General features: G+C 77.0%; 16 protein-coding genes and 1 pseudogene. 12 read left to right on the top strand and 5 right to left on the bottom strand.

Translation table 11 applies throughout. The annotated features are described in order from the left end of the window. Nucleotides 1-32 precede the first annotated feature (32 nt). On the top strand, nt 33-1016 hold the full coding sequence (locus tag PHK61_RS02980; RefSeq protein WP_274279478.1) for a helix-turn-helix transcriptional regulator: 984 nt from the start codon (nt 33-35) through the stop codon (nt 1014-1016). Continuing rightward, nucleotides 1013-2008 (top strand): helix-turn-helix transcriptional regulator, encoded by a 996-nt coding sequence (locus tag PHK61_RS02975; protein WP_274279477.1) that lies wholly within the window; start codon nt 1013-1015, stop codon nt 2006-2008. The genes PHK61_RS02980 and PHK61_RS02975 overlap by 4 nt, the downstream gene beginning before the upstream one ends. Here PHK61_RS02975 and PHK61_RS02970 read toward each other — a convergent pair. Genes PHK61_RS02970 through PHK61_RS02960 form a run of 3 tightly spaced genes read right to left on the bottom strand, consistent with a single transcriptional unit; the run spans nt 1987 to nt 3557 of the window. Next, a complete protein-coding gene (locus tag PHK61_RS02970) occupies nt 1987-2502 on the bottom strand; it encodes a cupin domain-containing protein (protein WP_274279476.1) in 516 nt (171 codons plus the stop codon). The two genes, PHK61_RS02975 and PHK61_RS02970, sit on opposite strands and share 22 nt — an antisense overlap. A gap of 54 nt (nt 2503-2556) precedes the next feature. Then, on the bottom strand, nt 2557-3018 hold the full coding sequence (locus PHK61_RS02965) for a hypothetical protein (protein ID WP_274279475.1): 462 nt from the start codon (nt 3016-3018) through the stop codon (nt 2557-2559). Next, entirely contained in the window at nt 3015-3557 is a 543-nt protein-coding gene (locus PHK61_RS02960; protein ID WP_274279474.1) for a DUF1772 domain-containing protein, read from the bottom strand. The genes PHK61_RS02965 and PHK61_RS02960 overlap by 4 nt, the downstream gene beginning before the upstream one ends. Before the next feature lie 173 nt (nt 3558-3730). On the opposite strand from PHK61_RS02960, the gene PHK61_RS02955 reads away from it, so the two are divergent. The 8 genes from PHK61_RS02955 (at nt 3731) to PHK61_RS02920 (ending at nt 11216) form a co-directional block, all read left to right on the top strand. Beyond that, nucleotides 3731-4888 (top strand): sensor histidine kinase, encoded by a 1158-nt coding sequence (locus PHK61_RS02955; RefSeq protein ID WP_274279473.1) that lies wholly within the window; start codon nt 3731-3733, stop codon nt 4886-4888. Continuing rightward, on the top strand, nt 4885-5550 hold the full coding sequence (locus PHK61_RS02950; RefSeq protein WP_274279472.1) for a response regulator transcription factor: 666 nt from the start codon (nt 4885-4887) through the stop codon (nt 5548-5550). The genes PHK61_RS02955 and PHK61_RS02950 overlap by 4 nt, the downstream gene beginning before the upstream one ends. Before the next feature lie 51 nt (nt 5551-5601). Then, the gene (locus tag PHK61_RS02945; RefSeq protein WP_274279471.1) at nt 5602-5799 is read left to right on the top strand and encodes a hypothetical protein; all 198 of its coding nucleotides are present in this window, start codon (nt 5602-5604) and stop codon (nt 5797-5799) included. 30 nt (nt 5800-5829) lie between these two features. Further along, nucleotides 5830-6105 carry a Sec-independent protein translocase subunit TatA gene (gene tatA, locus PHK61_RS02940; protein ID WP_274279470.1) on the top strand — a complete coding sequence of 92 codons (276 nt, stop codon included), beginning with the start codon at nt 5830-5832 and terminating at the stop codon, nt 6103-6105. Nucleotides 6106-6226: 121 nt separating this feature from the next. After that, the gene (gene tatC / locus PHK61_RS02935) at nt 6227-7174 is read left to right on the top strand and encodes a twin-arginine translocase subunit TatC (RefSeq protein WP_420791346.1); all 948 of its coding nucleotides are present in this window, start codon (nt 6227-6229) and stop codon (nt 7172-7174) included. Between the two features lie 38 nt (nt 7175-7212). Continuing rightward, the gene (locus PHK61_RS02930) at nt 7213-10059 is read left to right on the top strand and encodes a DEAD/DEAH box helicase (protein ID WP_274279468.1); all 2847 of its coding nucleotides are present in this window, start codon (nt 7213-7215) and stop codon (nt 10057-10059) included. 3 nt (nt 10060-10062) lie between these two features. Further along, complete coding sequence (locus tag PHK61_RS02925; RefSeq protein ID WP_274279467.1) at nt 10063-10815, top strand: DUF4333 domain-containing protein; 753 nt, start codon at nt 10063-10065, stop codon at nt 10813-10815. Further along, the gene (locus PHK61_RS02920; protein WP_274279466.1) at nt 10815-11216 is read left to right on the top strand and encodes an MmcQ/YjbR family DNA-binding protein; all 402 of its coding nucleotides are present in this window, start codon (nt 10815-10817) and stop codon (nt 11214-11216) included. Before PHK61_RS02925 ends, PHK61_RS02920 begins: the two co-directional genes overlap by 1 nt. 12 nt (nt 11217-11228) lie before the next feature. Here the strand turns inward: PHK61_RS02920 and PHK61_RS02915 are convergent, their stop codons facing one another. After that, nucleotides 11229-12209, bottom strand: a complete 981-nt coding sequence (locus PHK61_RS02915) for a 5'-3' exonuclease (RefSeq protein ID WP_274279465.1) — start codon at nt 12207-12209, stop codon at nt 11229-11231. Between the two features lie 113 nt (nt 12210-12322). On the opposite strand from PHK61_RS02915, the pseudogene PHK61_RS31880 reads away from it, so the two are divergent. Beyond that, nucleotides 12323-12475: pseudogene (locus PHK61_RS31880) on the top strand (FAD-dependent oxidoreductase); the annotation flags it as partial. A gap of 1100 nt (nt 12476-13575) precedes the next feature. Here PHK61_RS31880 and PHK61_RS02905 read toward each other — a convergent pair. Continuing rightward, entirely contained in the window at nt 13576-15588 is a 2013-nt protein-coding gene (locus PHK61_RS02905; RefSeq protein WP_274279464.1) for a DUF2339 domain-containing protein, read from the bottom strand. A 144-nt stretch (nt 15589-15732) separates the two neighbouring features. Here PHK61_RS02905 and PHK61_RS02900 point away from each other — a divergent pair, with 144 nt between their 5' ends. Next, a complete protein-coding gene (locus PHK61_RS02900; protein ID WP_133828686.1) occupies nt 15733-15939 on the top strand; it encodes a hypothetical protein in 207 nt (68 codons plus the stop codon). Nucleotides 15940-15991 lie beyond the last annotated feature (52 nt).

Here is a 15991-nt window from a genome sequence, read left to right as displayed (position 1 = left end):
CACCTGGGCGAGACCTCGGTAGGCTCTCGCGCGTGACGACCAGCCCGTCCGCGCGCGCCGAACGCCTGGTCAACCTGGTGCTCTGCCTGCTCTCGACGCGCCAGTACCTCAGCGCCGAGCGCATCCGTGCCACGGTGCCCGGCTACGCGGACGTCGCCTCCGACGAGGCGTTCTTCCGGATGTTCGAGCGCGACAAGGCCGAGCTGCGCGAGCTCGGGGTCCCGCTCGAGACCGGGCGCTCGACGATGGCCGAGCCCGTCGACGGCTACCGGATCGCCCGGGGCGACTACGAGCTGCCCGACATCGACCTGGCCCCGGACGAGGCCACCGCGGTCGCGCTCGCCGCGCGGCTGTGGGACTCGCCGGCGCTGGCGGGCGCGGCGCGCTCGGCGCTGCAGAAGCTGCGGGCGGCCGGGATCGCGGTCGACCCGGACGCCGCGTCCGCGGTCCAGCCGCGACTGCAGGCCGCCGAGCCGGCGTTCGCGCCCCTGCTCGCGGCCAGCCGGGCCGGCCGCGTCGTCACCTTCACCCACCGGTCGAACCCCACGGCCGAGGCCCGCACCCGCACCGTGGAGCCGTGGGGCGTCGTGTCGTGGCGGGGGCGCTGGTACCTGGTCGGCCACGACCGCGACCGCGCCGACGTGCGCTGCTTCCGGCTCTCGCGCATCGGCGACGACGTGCGCGCCATCGGTGCGCGGGGCGCGGTCTCCCCGCCCGCGGGCGTCGACCTCGTCGCCCTGGTCGCCGCCTCCGCCGGACCGCCGCCGCCGTCGGGCACGGCGCGCGTCCGGCTCGTGCCCGGGCGGGCCGAGGGGCTGCGGCGCGGGTCGCGGCCCGATCCGGGGGGCGACCCGGACGTCGTCGAGATCGACCTCTCGCGCGTCGACACCGCGGCCCGGTGGGTGGCCGCCTACGGGCCCGACGCCGTCGTGCTCGACCCGCCGGAGCTGCGCAAGGCCGTGGTGGCGCTGCTGCGGGGGACGCTCGCCACCCTGGAGACGGGGAGCGTCCGGTGACCGCCGGTGTGTCCGAGCGGCTGCCGCGCCTGCTCACGCTCGTGCCCTACCTGCTGGCGCGCCCCGGCATCGCCGTCGCCGAGGCGGCCGCGGACTTCGGGGTGCCCGAGGCCCAGCTGCGCCGCGACCTCGAGCTGCTGTGGATGTGCGGGCTGCCGGGCTACGGCCCGGGCGACCTGGTCGACCTGTCGTTCGAGGGCGACACGGTGACGGTCACGTTCGACGCCGGCATGCGCCGTCCCCTGCGGCTGTCGGGCGCCGAGGCGGCCACCCTCGCCGTCGCGCTGCGCGCGCTCGCCGACGCCCCGGGGATGGTCGACGCCGACGCCGTCCAGCGGGCGCTGGCGAAGATCGAGGACGCCGCCGGCCGCGTCGGCGCGGGCCCCTCCGACGTCGTCGAGCCCGCGGGCGAGGGCGGCGTGGCCGTCGGGCTGGGGCGCCGGCCCGGGCGCGCCGAGGACGCCGTGCGCCGGGCCGTCGAGACCGGCCGGGCCCTGCGGCTGACCTACTACTCGGCGTCCCGCGACGCCGTCGGGCGCCGCGTGGTCGACCCGATGCGCCTGCTGCTCGTCGACGCCTCCGCCTACCTCGAGGCGTGGTGCCGGCGGGCCGAGGGCGTGCGGCTGTTCCGGCTCGACCGGGTCGACGACGCCGAGGTCCTCGACGAGCCCTCCGCCCCGCCCCCGGGCACCCGGGGCCGCGAGGGGTCGGGGGAGGACCTCCTGCGCCCCGACGACGGCGCGTTCGTCGCCGCGCTCGTCCTGCACCCGGCGGCCCGCTGGGTGGCGGAGTACTACCCGGTCGAGGACCTGCACGCCGACGACGACGGGTCGGCGCGCGTGACGATGCGCTACGGCGACCGCGACTGGATGGTGCGCCTGCTGCTCGGCCTGGGCGACGCCGTCGACGTCCTGGCACCGCCGGACCTGATCGAGGCGCGCCGGGCCCGCGCGCGCGAGGCCCTGGCCGCCTACGGCGAGGACGACCGCTGAGCGTGCAGCCGGGCGTGCAGCCGGGCGTGCAGCCGGGCGAGCAGCCGCCAGAGCGGTCGCTGCACGGCCTCGGGGATGCCGTGCAGCGCGAACGACAGGTCGTGTCGGACGTTGATCGCGGCCAGCTCACCGAGGGGCGGGAACCGTCCGCCGCGGGCGAGCGCGCGGAACTGTTCCTCCAGCGGGCCGGCCGGGGTCTCCCGCATCCGGATACGGGCGGGCTCGTCGAACGGGTTGGAGAAGGTGTGCACCACCTGGGGCGGGACCCTCGCGGTCCGGCCGGGCCCCAGGTCGTGGCGATCGGCACCGACGTGGACCCGGAGCCGTCCCTCGAGCACGGTGAAGGCCTCGGTCTGGGCGCGGTGGCGGTGGCGGGGCGGCCCGGACAGGCCCGCGGGCAGGAGCGCGTCCACCTCGAACACGGGGCCGCCGCGGCGGCCGGACGCGCGGATGGTGATCGTCTCACCGGTGGGCAGGTGGAGCGTCTCGGACATCGACCGATCCTCCTCGGGTCGGGTCGGGTCGGGACGGGAACGACGCGGCCGTGCTCACGACGACGGCGCCGGACGGTCGGCCTCCAGCTCGGTGCGCACGAGCCGGGTGAGCAGGAGCGCGACCGCGCCCGCGACGACCCCGACGAGGGTGCCGGTGACCAGGCTGGAGACGGCCGCGGCGGTGCGGAGGACGGCGGCACCGGTGGCGGGGTCGAGCCGGCCGACGGTCGGCGGACCGCCGGGGAACGCGGCGTCCCACAGCAGCTGGTGACCGGCGGCGAGGAGCACGCCGTAGAGGGCGCCGATGACGACGACGGTGAGGAACGGCCGCCGGGGCCGCCGCCAGACCACCGCGGCGATCCAGCACGCCGGGGGGACGACCACGAGCAGCCCGTTCACGAGCGTGCCCTCCTCGACGACCCCGAGATCGTGCAGCACGACCCGCGGGGCGGCGAGCGCGGCGAGCAGCACCAGGACCGGCCACCCGAAGCCGAGGGCCCGACGGGGGGCGCTCACCGGGGGGCCGTCGCGCGGGCGGGCGCCTCGCCGGACGTGTCGGCGGCCGCGGAGGCGCGCACATGACGGAGCAGCGCGGTGAACGCGAGCACCGAGGTGACGGCGCCGCCCGCGAGGCGGACCCGGTGGCCGGCGACGAACTCGGCGGCCACCTGGCGCAGGTACTCCGCGGTGTGCGTGCCGGGCGGGTCGACGAACATGATCTCGTTGCGCGGCCAGAAGAACGCCGCGGAGAAGAGGAACTCGGCGGCGACGAAGACCGCCAGCGCGGCGCCCACCCACCAGCGCACGCGGGGGTCGCGCCGGGTCGCCACCACCGCGACGAGGCCGACCAGCACCACGGTGGCGCCCAGCGGGGGGAAGTAGTCGCTGGGGCCTCCCGCGACGAGGAACTCCCGCGCCCGGTCCAGCGACGCGGGCGGGTCGGCGAAGATGTTGGGGTAGAGCATGACGGTCTCGGCGGCCACGCCCCCGAAGGACAGCAGGGCCGCCCAGGCGAAGACGACGAGCGCGATGGTCGTGACGGTCGTGCGGGACACGGTTCCTCCCGGGGCGGGCGGCGGGGACGGTTCAGGACGCTAGGGAGAGCGCGCCCCGCCGGTCTGCCGCCCCGGCGCCCGACCGCCGTCGCTCCTCGACGTACACGGACCCCGGCAGATGTCGCTCCGCGGCGTCTTCGCCGGCCCGCCGTCCCGCTCTAGGCTCGGCCGTCGTGCAGGCCGTTCGCCCCACCCGGACCGACGCGGTCCTGGCCGTCGCGGTGTCGTGTCTCGTCGCCGCCGCGATCGTCGGCGACGCCGGTCGGAGCACGGACCCGGACCCCGCCGTCCAGGCCGTGGCGTACGCCTTCGCGCTCGGTTTCGGCGGCCTGCTGCTGCTCAGCCGCTCGTGGCCGGTCCCCGTGCTGCTGGCGACGGCGCTCGGCCTCGTCGCCTGGTACGTGATCGACCTCCCGGCCATCGGCCTCGCCGCCCCGGCCGCCGCGGCGCTCTACGCCACCGCCGAGCGCGGACACGCGCTCGGGGCCGCCGCCGTCGCGGCGGGCCTCCTCGTGATCTCGGTGGTCGCGCGGCTCGCCGAGGGCGACGACGTGGGCACGGTGCTGGGCTTCGACGCGGGGGCCGAGGCGGTGCTCATGGTCGCCGTCATCGCCCTCGGCGACGCGGTGCGCAGCAGGCGGGCACTGCGTGCGGAGCTCGTCCGGCAGGCGCGCGAGGCCGAGGAGGAGCAGGCCCGCGAGGCCGCGCGTCAGGTCGAGGCCGAGCGCGTGCGCATCGCCCGCGAGCTGCACGACTCCCTGGGGCACACGATGTCGGTGGTGAGCCTGCAGGCCGCGCTCGCCGACGAGGCCCTCACCGACGGCGAGACGGCGCAGGCCCACGCCGCGGTGGCCGCCATCGGCGCCGCCGGCGCGGGCGCCATGACCGAGCTGCGGGCCACCCTCTCCACGCTGCGACGGGACTCCCCGAGCTCCGAGCCGCCCGCGGGCCTGGACCGGCTGCCGGCCCTGGTCGACGGCGTGTCCCGCAGCGGCGTGCCGGTCGAGCTCCGGCTCCGTGGCGACACCTCCGGGCTCCCCGCGATCATCGCGACGACGGCCTACCGCGTGGTCCAGGAGGCGCTGACGAACGTGCTGCGTCACGCCGGGGCCGACCGGGCGCACGTCACGGTCGAGGTCGGCGCGTCGCGGGTGGTGCTCGAGGTCGCCGACGACGGGAGGGGTGTCCCCGGACGGGTCGAGACCGGTGACGGGTTGCGGGGGATCACGGAGCGGGTGGCCCTGCTCGGGGGCGACGTGCACCTCGGCAACGGCGACGAGGGCGGCTTCGTCGTCCGGGCCTGCCTGCCGCGCGTCGGGGACGGCCCGTGAGCCCCGTGCGTGTCGTCCTCGTCGACGACCAGCACCTCGTCCGCGCGGGGCTGCGGGGACTGCTCGGCCGCGGCGAGGACATCATGGTCGTCGGCGAGGCGGGCGACGGCGCGGCCGGCGTGGCGCTCGTGCGCGCGGAGCGCCCGGACGTCGTGCTCATGGACGTGCACATGCCCGGCACCGACGGGCTGGTCGCCACCCGGCGCATCGTGGGCGACCCGGCGCTCCGGCGGGTCCGTGTCGTCGTGCTCACGACCTTCGACGACGACGAGTACCTGTTCGCGGCCATCAGGGCGGGGGCGTCGGGCTTCCTGCTCAAGGACACCGGGCCGGAGGCGCTCCGGGAGGCCGTCCGCACCGTGGCCCGCGGCGACGCACTGCTCTCTCCCGCCGTCACCGGGCGGGTGCTCGCGGCCGCGGCCGCGGCGGCGGCCCCCGCTCCCGAGCGCCTCGCCGGTCTCAGCCCCCGCGAACGCGACGTCCTGGCGGAGGTCGGGAAGGGACGCTCCAACGCCGAGGCGGGCGCGGCCCTGCACCTCAGCCCCGACACCGCCCGCACCTACGTGAGCCGCCTCCTGACCAAGCTGGGCGCGCGCGACCGCTCCCAGCTGGTCGTGATCGCCTACGAGAGCGGCCTGGTCCGTCCGGGAGCCCCGGGCTGAGGGCTCCCGGCGTTCACCGTGCGGTCACCCCCTCGCGTTAGGGTCGTGGCCGTGCCGTACCTGTGGAGCGTCGTGGCGGTGCTCGCCGCGCTGGTCGGGCTCGGGCTCGTGGTGGTCGCGCTGCTCGGGCCGGTCCGGCGGTTCGGCCTGGTCGCCGGCGTGGCGCGCGAGCAGATCGGCCGGGACGTCGGGCTGATCAACGCCCGCGTCGCCGCGCTCAAGGTCCGCCTCGCCGAGCGTCGCGCGTAACATCGGCGGCACCGTGGAAGGAGCCACACCGTGAGCGAATGGGTCATCGTCGCGATCGTCGGCGTGGTGCTGCTGTTCAGCGCCAGGAAGCTGCCCGACATGGCGCGGGGGCTGGGCCAGTCGATGCGCATCTTCAAGGCCGAGACGCGCGGGCTGCGCGAGGACGAGAAGGCCGAGAAGGGCACCGCGAACGACACCGCCGCACCGCAGGCCCCGGGCCGCGCGCTGGACGAGGCGCCGTCGAACGGCACCACGCCCGCCCCGCAGGACACCCCGGCCCCGCGCCCGGGCTCCACCTCGTCCTGAGGTGACCGCGGGCGACGCGCAGCGCAACGGAGCCGGCGCGGTCGGCTCCGGGTCCCGCGCCCGGTGGTGGCGCAGCCTGCGCTGGCCCGGCGCGCGCCGCCGGGCCAACCCCGACGGCACGATGACGCTCGTCGAGCACATCTACGAGCTGCGGCGCCGCCTGGCCATCGCCCTGCTGGCCGTCGCGGCCGGCACGGTGCTCGGCTTCATCTGGTACACCGCCTACCCCTTCGGCCTGCCCTCGCTCGGCCAGATCCTCACCGACCCCTACTGCGCGCTGCCCCCGGCCAACCGGGTCCAGCTCGGCGGGGGCGAGGAGTGCCGCCTGGTCGCGTTCGGGGTGTTCGAGCAGTTCGTCCTGCGCCTGCAGGTGGCGGCGACCGCCGGGGCGCTGCTGTCGAGCCCGATCTGGTTCGCCCAGATCTGGGGCTTCATCACGCCCGGGCTGTACGCGAAGGAGAAGCGCTTCGCGTACACCTTCGTCACCGCCGCGGTGGTGCTGTTCACCGCGGGCGCGGTCCTCGCGTACTACGTGGTGACCCAGGCGCTGCAGTTCCTGTTCACCATCGGCGGCGACGTCCAGGCCACCGTGCTGCGCGGGTCGGACTACTTCAGCCTGCTGCTCGCCCTGCTGATCATCTTCGGGGTGAGCTTCGAGCTCCCGCTGCTGGTCATCATGCTCAACCGCGTCGGCGTGGTCGCCTACGAGCAGCTCAAGCGGTGGCGCCGCGGCCTGGTCTTCGGCCTGTTCGTCTTCGCCGCCGTGGCGACGCCCGGCCAGGACCCGATCTCGATGCTCGCCCTGGGCGTCTCACTGGTGCTGCTGCTGGAGTTCGCGATCCAGGTGGCGCGGGTGCACGACAAGCGCGCTGCGCGGCGGCGTCTCGAGCAGGGCTGGAGCCGGATCCCGGACTGGAAGGGCCTCGACCCCGACCAGCCCTCGCCGCTCGACGACCGCCTCGGCTCGACGACGCCGACCGCGGGCCCCGCCCCGCGCATCCAGCCGGTGGTGCCACCCCCGGCCGACCGGGGCAACGACGGGTCCGCCGACCGGTGGGACGTCACCTGAGCCAGCGGCACGTCGCCCCGATGTGTCAGTGTGGGTAGGTGGCCACTCGCTCTCCCGCCGAGGCCTACGAGCAGGCTCGCACCCGCTCCGCCCACCCCGAGCTCAGCCGCTTCGCCACGGAGCTCTCGTTCGAGCTCGACGACTTCCAGCGCCGCTCGTGCCTGGCCCTCGAGCAGGGCCACGGCGTGCTGGTGTGCGCGCCGACGGGGGCCGGCAAGACGGTCGTCGGCGAGTTCGCCGTGCACCTGGCGCTCGCCCGCGGGCAGAAGTGCTTCTACACGACGCCGATCAAGGCCCTGTCGAACCAGAAGTACGCCGACCTCGTCGAGCGCCACGGCGCCGACGCCGTCGGGCTGCTGACCGGCGACGCCGCGATCAACGGCTCGGCGCCCGTGGTGGTCATGACCACCGAGGTGCTGCGCAACATGCTCTACGCCGAGTCGCCGGCGCTCGAGGGCCTGGCGTACGTGGTGATGGACGAGGTCCACTACCTCGCCGACCGCTTCCGCGGCGCGGTGTGGGAGGAGGTCATCCTCCACCTGCCCGAGCACGTGCAGCTCGCGTCGCTGTCGGCCACCGTGAGCAACGCCGAGGAGTTCGGCGACTGGCTGGTGGCCGTCCGCGGCGACACCACGGTCGTCGTCGACGAGACGCGCCCGGTGCCGCTGTGGCAGCACATGGTCGTCGGGCACCGCATGTTCGACCTGTTCGCCGAGGAGCGCCGGGGAGGGACCACGAAGCTCGAGGTCGACCCGACGCTCGTGCGCGCCGTCGCCGAGGTCGACCGCGGCCCGTCGCTGCGGGGTGGCCGCAGCCGCTCGGGCCCGCCCGGGCGCGGCGGCGACCGGCGCGGGGGACCGGGCCGGCGCCAGGGTCCCCCCGGCCGGGGCGGGGCCTCGGGCTTCCGCCCGCCCTCGCGGGTCGACGTCATCGAGCGCCTCGACGCCGCGGGCCTGCTGCCCGCGATCACCTTCATCTTCAGCCGGGCCGGGTGCGACGCGGCGGTGACGCAGTGCGTGCGCTCCGGGCTGCGCCTCACCGGGCCCGACGACGTCGCCGTGATCCGCGAGGTCGTCGAGCGGCGGACCTCCGGCCTGCCCGACGCCGACCTCGAGGTCCTGGGCTACTGGGAGTGGCGCGAGGGCCTCGAGCGCGGCGTCGCGGCGCACCACGCCGGCATGCTGCCCGCGTTCAAGGAGACCGTCGAGGAGCTGTTCGTCCGCGGGCTCGTGCGGGCGGTCTTCGCCACCGAGACCCTCGCGCTGGGCATCAACATGCCCGCGCGCACGGTCGTGCTCGAGAAGCTCGTGAAGTACAACGGCGAGGCGCACGTCGAGCTCACGCCGGGGGAGTACACCCAGCTCACCGGGCGCGCCGGGCGCCGCGGCATCGACGTCGAGGGCCACGCGGTGGTGATCTGGACGCCGGGCGTCGACCCCGAGCAGGTCGCGGGCCTCGCGTCGACCCGCACGTACCCGCTGCGCTCGTCGTTCCGCCCCGGCTACAACATGGCCGTCAACCTCGTCGACCGCCTCGGCGTGGAGGACGCCCGCGAGCTGCTCGAGCAGTCCTTCGCGCAGTTCCAGGCCGACCGCAGCGTCGTCGGGCTCGCCAAGCGCCTCGAGCGCAACCGCGAGGCCCTCGCCGGCTACGCCGAGGCCGCGGGCGGCCGCTCGGGCGAGGAGAAGGACTTCCGCTCCTTCTCCGAGTACATGGACCTGCGGCGCCGGGTCACCGAGCGCGAGAAGACGCTCTCCCGCCAGGGCCGCTCGGCGCAGAAGGCCGAGGCCGCGGCCTCGCTGGAGGCGCTGCGGCCCGGCGACGTCATCGCGGTGCCCGGCGGCAAGCGGGCCGGCCTCGCCGTCGTGCTCGACCCCGGCGTCGACCGCAGCCCCCGCGGCCAGGAGCCGCGCCCGCTCGTGCTCACCGAGGACCGCTGGGCGGGCCGGCTCTCGCTCGCCGACTTCCCCGAGCCGGTCGCCGCACTCGGCACGATGAAGCTGCCGCGCAGGATCGACCACCGCGTGCCGCGGCTGCGCCGCGACCTCGCCAACGCCCTGCGCGAGACGGGCATCGAGCCCCCGCTGCGCAACGGGTCGGCCCGGCGGCGCCGCGGCGCGGCCGACAACGAGGACGGCGAGCTCGCCGCCCTGCGCCGTGCCCTGCGCTCCCACCCGTGCCACGGGCTGGCCGACCGGGACGAGCGCGCCCGCTGGTACGAGCGCCACCAGCGCCTCGAGCGCGAGACCGAGCAGCTCCAGTCGCGCGTGCGCTCGACGACCCACTCGCTGGCCCGCACCTTCGACCGCATCCGCGGGCTGCTCACCGAGCGGGGCTACCTCGACGACGCGCCCGACGCCGAGCAGGACGTCACCGAGGACGGGCGCCGGCTCTCGCGCCTGTGGGGCGAGTCGGACCTGCTCGTCGCCGAGTGCCTGCGCCAGCGGATCTGGCGCGGCCTGGGGCCCGCCGAGATCGCGGCCGTCGCGTCGTCGCTGGTGTACGACAGCCGCCGCGACGACGGCGGCGTGCCCCGGGTGCCCGAGGACGCGGTCACCGCGGTGGACGCGACCGTGCAGCTCTGGCACGACCTCGTCGCCGACGAGCGCCGCCACCACGTCGACAAGACCCGCGAGCCCGACCTCGGCTTCGCCTGGGCGGTGCACCGCTGGGTCCGCGGCGACTCCCTCGCCACGGTGCTCGACGGGGCCCGCACGCACGGCACCGAGCTCTCCGCGGGAGACTTCGTGCGCTGGTGCCGGCAGGTCGTCGACCTGCTGGACCAGATCCGCGCCGTCGCGGGCAGCGAGGACACCGTCGGACGAGCCGCCGCCGACGCGGTCCGCGCCGTCCGCCGCGGCGTCGTCGCCGTCGGAGAGGCCTGAGCCGTGAGCGAGCCGGACGACCCGACCGTCGCCGCCCGGTCGCCCTGGGCTGCGCCGGACGGCGGTGCCGGCGAGGACACGACCCGGGAGGGGCCGACCACCACCGGTACGCACTACGACGCCCCGTCCGACGCCGGCACCCAGCGCTACACCGTCCCGCCCGGCCAGGGTCCGCAGCCGTCGGGCTACGGGGCCCCGCCCGGCCAGCACCCCGGCTACGGGCCCCCGCCCGGACAGCACCCGGGCTACGGGCCGCCGGGACAGCAGCCGGGGTACGGCCCGCCCACCGCGCAGCAGCAGGGCCACGGCCGCCCGCAGGCCCCGGGCACCGCGGTCTGGGCCCCGCCCGGCGCCGGTCCGTCCGGACCCCCGACCGGCTGGGGACAGCCCGCGCCCGGCTGGGGCGGGCCGTACCCGCCGCCGCCGCGCAAGCCGTTCCCGTGGAAGGTCGTCGGCCTGGTCGTGGGGGCGCTCCTGCTGATCGCCCTGATCGTCGTGGGGCTGTTGGCGTTCGTGGTCGGGCCGCGGTTCGCGCGGGTGGACGTCCTCGACGCGGACGCGGTCGCGCAGGGTGTGACGCGGGTGGTCACCGAGGACTGGCGCCGCCAGATCACCGGCGTCTCGTGCCCCGCCGACCAGGAGGTCCGGCCCGGCGTGCGGTTCACCTGCTCGGCCACCGTCGACGGGCGCCCGGTCCAGGTGCCGGTGCAGGTCGTCGACGCCGACGGCACGTACTCGGTCGGCCAACCGCGCTGATGGCCACGCTCGACGACGTCCGGCGCCTGGCGCTGGCCCTCCCGCGGACCGACGAGACGGTCTCGTGGGGATCGGCGCACTGGCGGGTGTCGTCGAAGGGCTTCGTCTGGGAGCGCCCGCTGCGCCGCGCCGACGAGGCCGCGCTCGCCGAGGCGGGCGTCCCGCTGCCCGAGGGTGACGTGCTCGGCGTGCGGGTCGCCGACGAGGGCGTCAAGGCGGCCCTGATCGCCGACGACCCCGCCGTGTACTTCACGACCCCGCACTTCGACGGCTACCCCGCGGTGCTCGTGCGGCTCGAGCGGATCGGCGCCGACGAGCTGCGCGAGCTCGTCGAGGAGGCCTGGCTGCAGCGCGCGCCCAAGACGGTCGCGGCGGCCTGGCTCGCCGAGCAGGATCGCTAGGCGCGGCAACGACTAGGGCGCGTCCTCGCCCCTGAGCGCCGCGACCAGCCGGTCGACCGAGCCGGTGAGGTTCCAGCGCTCGGCGAGCTCGGCGAGCTTGTCGGTGTCCACCGGGCCGTGGGGCAGGCTGCGGCGCTCGCCGGTCCAGTCGAGGGGCGCGTCGGGGGCGACGCGCACGACCTCCGGGGCCTTGACGAGGTACTCGCCGGCCTTCGCCATCTTGGCGCGCACGGCCGAGGACATCCGGGTGTCGGACCGGTCGAGGACCGCGTTGATCATCTCGTTCCAGGAGCCGAACTTCGACACGACCTGCGCCGCGGTCTTCTCGCCGATGCCGGCGACGCCCGGCAGCCCGTCGGAGGGGTCGCCGCGCAGCATCGCCATCTCGGCGTAACCGTCGCCGGCGCGGGCGACCGGCACCCCGTAGCGCGCCGCGACGTCCTCGGGGCCGTAGAGCTCGTACTTCGACACGCCGCGGGCGATGTAGACGATCCGCACCGGGGCGGGCTCGTCGCGCACGAGCTGGAGCAGGTCGCGGTCGCCGCTGACGACCTCGATCGCGTCGGTCGTCTCGGTGGCGCACAGGGTGCCGATGACGTCGTCGGCCTCGTAGCCCTCGGCGCCGGCGGTCGGGATCCCGGCGGCGGCGAGGACCTCGAGGATGATCTCCACCTGCGGCCCGAGCTCGGGCGGGGCGGCCTCGGCGTCGGGCGCGCCGCCGACGGGGGAGGACGGGTCGCCCATCGACGGGTCGACGCGGTGCGCCTTGTACGACGGGATCGCGCGGACCCGGAACGCCGGGCGCCAGTCGCGGTCGAGGCAGGCGATCACCGCGCCGGGCTGACGGCCGCGCACGAGGCGGGCGACCATGTCGCAGAACCCCCGCGCGGCGTTCACCGGCGTGCCGTCCTCGGCGGTCAGCGTCGCCGGCACCCCGTAGAAGGCCCGGAACCACAGGCTGGCCGAGTCGAGGAGCATCACGGGCGCGTCCATACCGGGCAGCTTCCCACGCTCCGGGCTCGCCCCGACGCCGACGGTCACCGTGCTTGACGGACGCGCCGGCGGAGGAGTGCGCTGGTCAGAGGGCATCGATCCCGGGAGCGGCCATGGACACCGTCGTCGTCGGCGCAGGACCCACCGGGCTCGTGGGTGCGGTCGCCCTGGCCCGCCGGGGACACCGCGTGGCGCTGGTCGACAACGACCCGGGCCCCGCCGACGCCGAGCACTGGTCGCGGCGCGGGGTCATGCAGTTCCACCACCCGCACGGCTTCCGACCCCAGGCGGTCGACGTCATCCGGGCGGTGATGCCCGAGGCGTTCGACGCCCTGCTCGCCCACGGTGCCGAGCCGTTCGGGCCGGACGGCGCGGTCGCGGGCGACGAGGTCCCGCCGGGCTCGGGCCTGCGGTGCCGGCGGATGGTCGTCGAGCGCGAGCTGCGCCGCGTCGCCGAGGCCGAGCCCGGGGTGACGTGGATCCGGGCGCGGGCGGAGGCCGTCCAGGGCGAGTGCGGCCGGGCGACCGGGGTGCGGCTGCGCGACGGTGCGGTCGACGCCGACCTGGTCCTCGTCGCGACGGGACGCACGGCGGGTCTCGCCGACGACCGGCGGGCGCCCGCCGACGCCACCGACTGCGGCCTCGCCTACGTCTCGCGCCAGTACCGCCTGCTCCCCGGGGCGGAGCCGGGGCCGGTGAACTCGCCGCTCGGGGCGGTCGCGCTGCACGCCGGCTACGTCGTCATCGTCTTCGCCCACGACGCGGGCACCTTCTCGACGCTGATCGCCCGCCCGAGCGCCGACCGCCGCCTCGCCGACCTGCGCCACGAGGCCGCCTGGGCCGCCGCGGTCGCCGCCGTCCCGCTGCTCGCCACCTGGTGCGACCCGGCCCGGGCGGCGCCGATCTCGCCGGTCCTGCCGGGCGGGCGGCTGCACAACACCTACCGCGGCCAGCTCGACGACCGCGGGAGGGTGCCGCTGCCGGGCGTCGTGTACGTCGGCGACAGCGTGTGCACCACCAACCCGACCGCGGGCCGCGGGGTGTCCACGTCGCTGCTGCAGGTCGAGCACCTGCTCGCGCTCCTCGACGACGGCGGCGGGGCCGACCCGGAGGCCCTCGCGCTCGTCCAGGACGCCTGGTGCCACGCGTGGATCCGGCCCTGGTTCCTCGACCACCTCGCCACCGACGCCGCCCAGACCGCGCGCTGGGCCGGCGAGGACGTCGACCCGACCCGGCCCCCGACGTCCGACCTCGTCGTCTCCGCGACCGAGGTCGACCGCTCGCTGATGGCCGTGGTCGGGCCGTACCTCACCATGCGCGCGCTGCCCGACTCGCTGGTCGCGTTGCACCCGCGGGTCCGGGAGATCTACGCCTCCGGCTGGCGGCCGCCGGTCGCCGAGGGGCCGACCGTCGACGAGCTGGCCGGGCTGGTGGGCGCGGCGGTGGGGCCGGGCGTGCCCGCCCCACCGTCGGTCGCGCCGGCCGCCCCGGCGACGGCCCGCGCGTAGCCGGTCCCCGCCGCGAGCAGCACCAGGCCGGCGCCGAGGAACGCCGCGACCCGCGCGAGCCCGTCGAGGGCGGTGAGGTCGAAGAGCAGCAGCTTCGCCACGGCCGCCGCGACGAGCACGCCCCCGAGGATCCGCGGCAGCGACGACTGCAGCCCGCGCACCAGCAGCACCAGGGCGATCGCGGTCCAGGAGATCGTCACGAGGACGTGGCCGACGAGGAAGGCGCCGCGGGTGGGGGAGACGAGCAGCGCGGTCGTCACCACCGTGCCGGTCGCGCCGTAGAGCCCGACCAGGCCGAGCCCGGCAACCGCGACCGCGGCGTTGGTGCGGTCCCGCAGGGCCTCGAGGCGGGTGAGCGCGGCGAGGGCCGCCGCGGCGACCGCGACGAGTAGCAGCGACGTCGCGAGCGCGCCGACGAGCTCGCCGACGACCGCGGTCGTGGCCGTGCCGCCGGGCGCGGTCAGGACGAACGGGCGGGTGGGGAAGTCCGCGACCAGCGCGGGCGGCGCGTCGACGGCCAGCGCGGTGGCCCCGCCGACGAGGGCGAGCGCGCCCCCGGCGACCAGCGGCCCGACGCGGCGGGCGGCGGCCGCGGTGACCGCGAGCACCGCGGCCTCGGCGAGCAGCGGCACGGAGACCGGGCCGGAGTCGACGGCGATCAGGGTCGCGACGAGCAGGGAGACGGTCCCGGCGGTGCCGGCGACGAGCGCGAGCGGGCGGTGTGCCGGGTCGCGGTCGAGGGCCACGACGGCGAGCAGCAGGGCCACCGCGACACCGCCGGCGACCAGCGCGCCGGGCACGCGGGCCAGGCCCGGCGCGACGAGCAGGACCGGGAGCACCGGCAGGCCCAGCAGTGACGTCGCCACGGCCCGGCCCGGGGCCCCGACGGCCACGGCCGTGGCGGCACCGGCCGCGAGGACCGCGAGCACGGCGAGCGTGGTGGGCAGGTCGGAGAACGTCCCGCCGGCGAGGAACCGGATCGCCGCGCCCAGCGCGGCCAGCGTGCTCGCGACCGACGCCACGGCGGCGACGAGCGGCCACGCCCGGCGGCGGGCCACGACCACGGCGGCCACCTGCGAGGCGAGCAGGACGGTGACGAGCGTCGGCGTCGGCGCACCCACCACGAGCGGCGCGGCGAGGGCCGCGGCGACCAGGACCCCGAGCGCGAGGCCCCGGTGGCGCCAGCGGTCGGCGAGCGCGAGCCCGCCCGCCGTGACGGCCAGGGCGAGCGGGGCCGCGACCGCGAGCGGCAGCAGGTCGAAGAGCGCCACCGCGGCGACGTCGGCGAGGAAGAGCGCGGCGACGCCGGTGGCGACGAGGGCCACGGCACCCGCGGGCGCCTCCGACGCGCCGGCCCGGCGGCGCACCCGGACCCCGATCCCGACGAGCGCGAGGCCCAGCACCGCGCCGCCGACCACGCGGGCCTCGGGGCCGAACCACCCGCGCCCCGCGGCGAGGACGAGCAGCATCACCACGCCGAGGACGGTGGTCGCGCCGCCGGTGACGGCCAACAGGCGCGCGGGGGTCCAGGCCACGCGCGGGGTCCGGGGCGGGCGGGGTGGGCGCGGCGGGCGGGGCGGACGGGCGGGGCCGCGGCCACCGGGAGGGAAGGCCGGCACCCCGCGCGGGGGAGGACCGGGACGCGGGGCCCAGGCCGCCGGGGGCGCCCAGGCGCCGGCCGGCGTCCACGCCGGGGGCGGGGGCGGCGGGACGGGCGCGGGGACCGGCCCGGGGCGCGGCGCCGGGGCCGGGCTCTCGCTCGGGCGCAGCGTCCGCAGGTCCGCGCGGATGCGGTCGACCTCGCGGGAGAGGCCGGCGAGGTCGTCGTCGAGGCGGGCGAGGAGCGCGTCCTGCGGCACCGGGCTGCTCATACCGGCGAGCCTCCCGGAGGGAGCCCGCCGCACCCAGGGGACATCTACTCAACCGCGCCGCCGCGTGACCGGGCGGTCGACGGGGAAGAGGACCGTCGGCGGGCACGATCGTGTCCGGGACCACACGCGAGGGGAGACACGACCATGGGCGACATCGCGTCCAAGCTCGACAAGGAGTACGAGACCAAGAGCGCGCAGGAGATCGCCGACGCGCCGGTCGCCGCGCTGCAGGGCGTCAGCGAGAGCGACGCGGAGAAGCTCAAGGAGGCGTTCAACATCAAGACCGTGCGCGACCTGGGCACGAACAAGTACTTCCTCTGGGCGCAGGCCTTCGCCAAGCTCGCCGAGTGACAGCCGGGTGATGCGGCAGGGCGCGCCCCGGGCCACCCCGGGGCGCGCCCGT

This window comes from Actinomycetospora lutea, assembly GCF_028737205.1.
Lineage (GTDB): Bacteria > Actinomycetota > Actinomycetes > Mycobacteriales > Pseudonocardiaceae > Actinomycetospora > Actinomycetospora lutea.
Note: the sequence above shows the minus strand (reverse complement) of the source record. Positions and strands in the feature narration are given on the sequence as shown.

Excerpts from the sequence above, each read along its gene's own strand:
- PHK61_RS02970 (WP_274279476.1), bottom strand. The coding sequence starts at position 2,502 with ATGTCCGAGACGCTCCACCTGCCCACCGGTGAGACGATCACCATCCGC.
- tatC (WP_420791346.1), top strand. The coding sequence starts at position 6,227 with ATGACGCTCGTCGAGCACATCTACGAGCTGCGGCGCCGCCTGGCCATC.
- PHK61_RS02920 (WP_274279466.1), top strand. The coding sequence starts at position 10,815 with ATGGCCACGCTCGACGACGTCCGGCGCCTGGCGCTGGCCCTCCCGCGG.
- PHK61_RS02915 (WP_274279465.1), bottom strand. The coding sequence starts at position 12,209 with ATGGACGCGCCCGTGATGCTCCTCGACTCGGCCAGCCTGTGGTTCCGG.
- PHK61_RS02905 (WP_274279464.1), bottom strand. The coding sequence starts at position 15,588 with ATGAGCAGCCCGGTGCCGCAGGACGCGCTCCTCGCCCGCCTCGACGAC.
- PHK61_RS02900 (WP_133828686.1), top strand. The coding sequence starts at position 15,733 with ATGGGCGACATCGCGTCCAAGCTCGACAAGGAGTACGAGACCAAGAGC.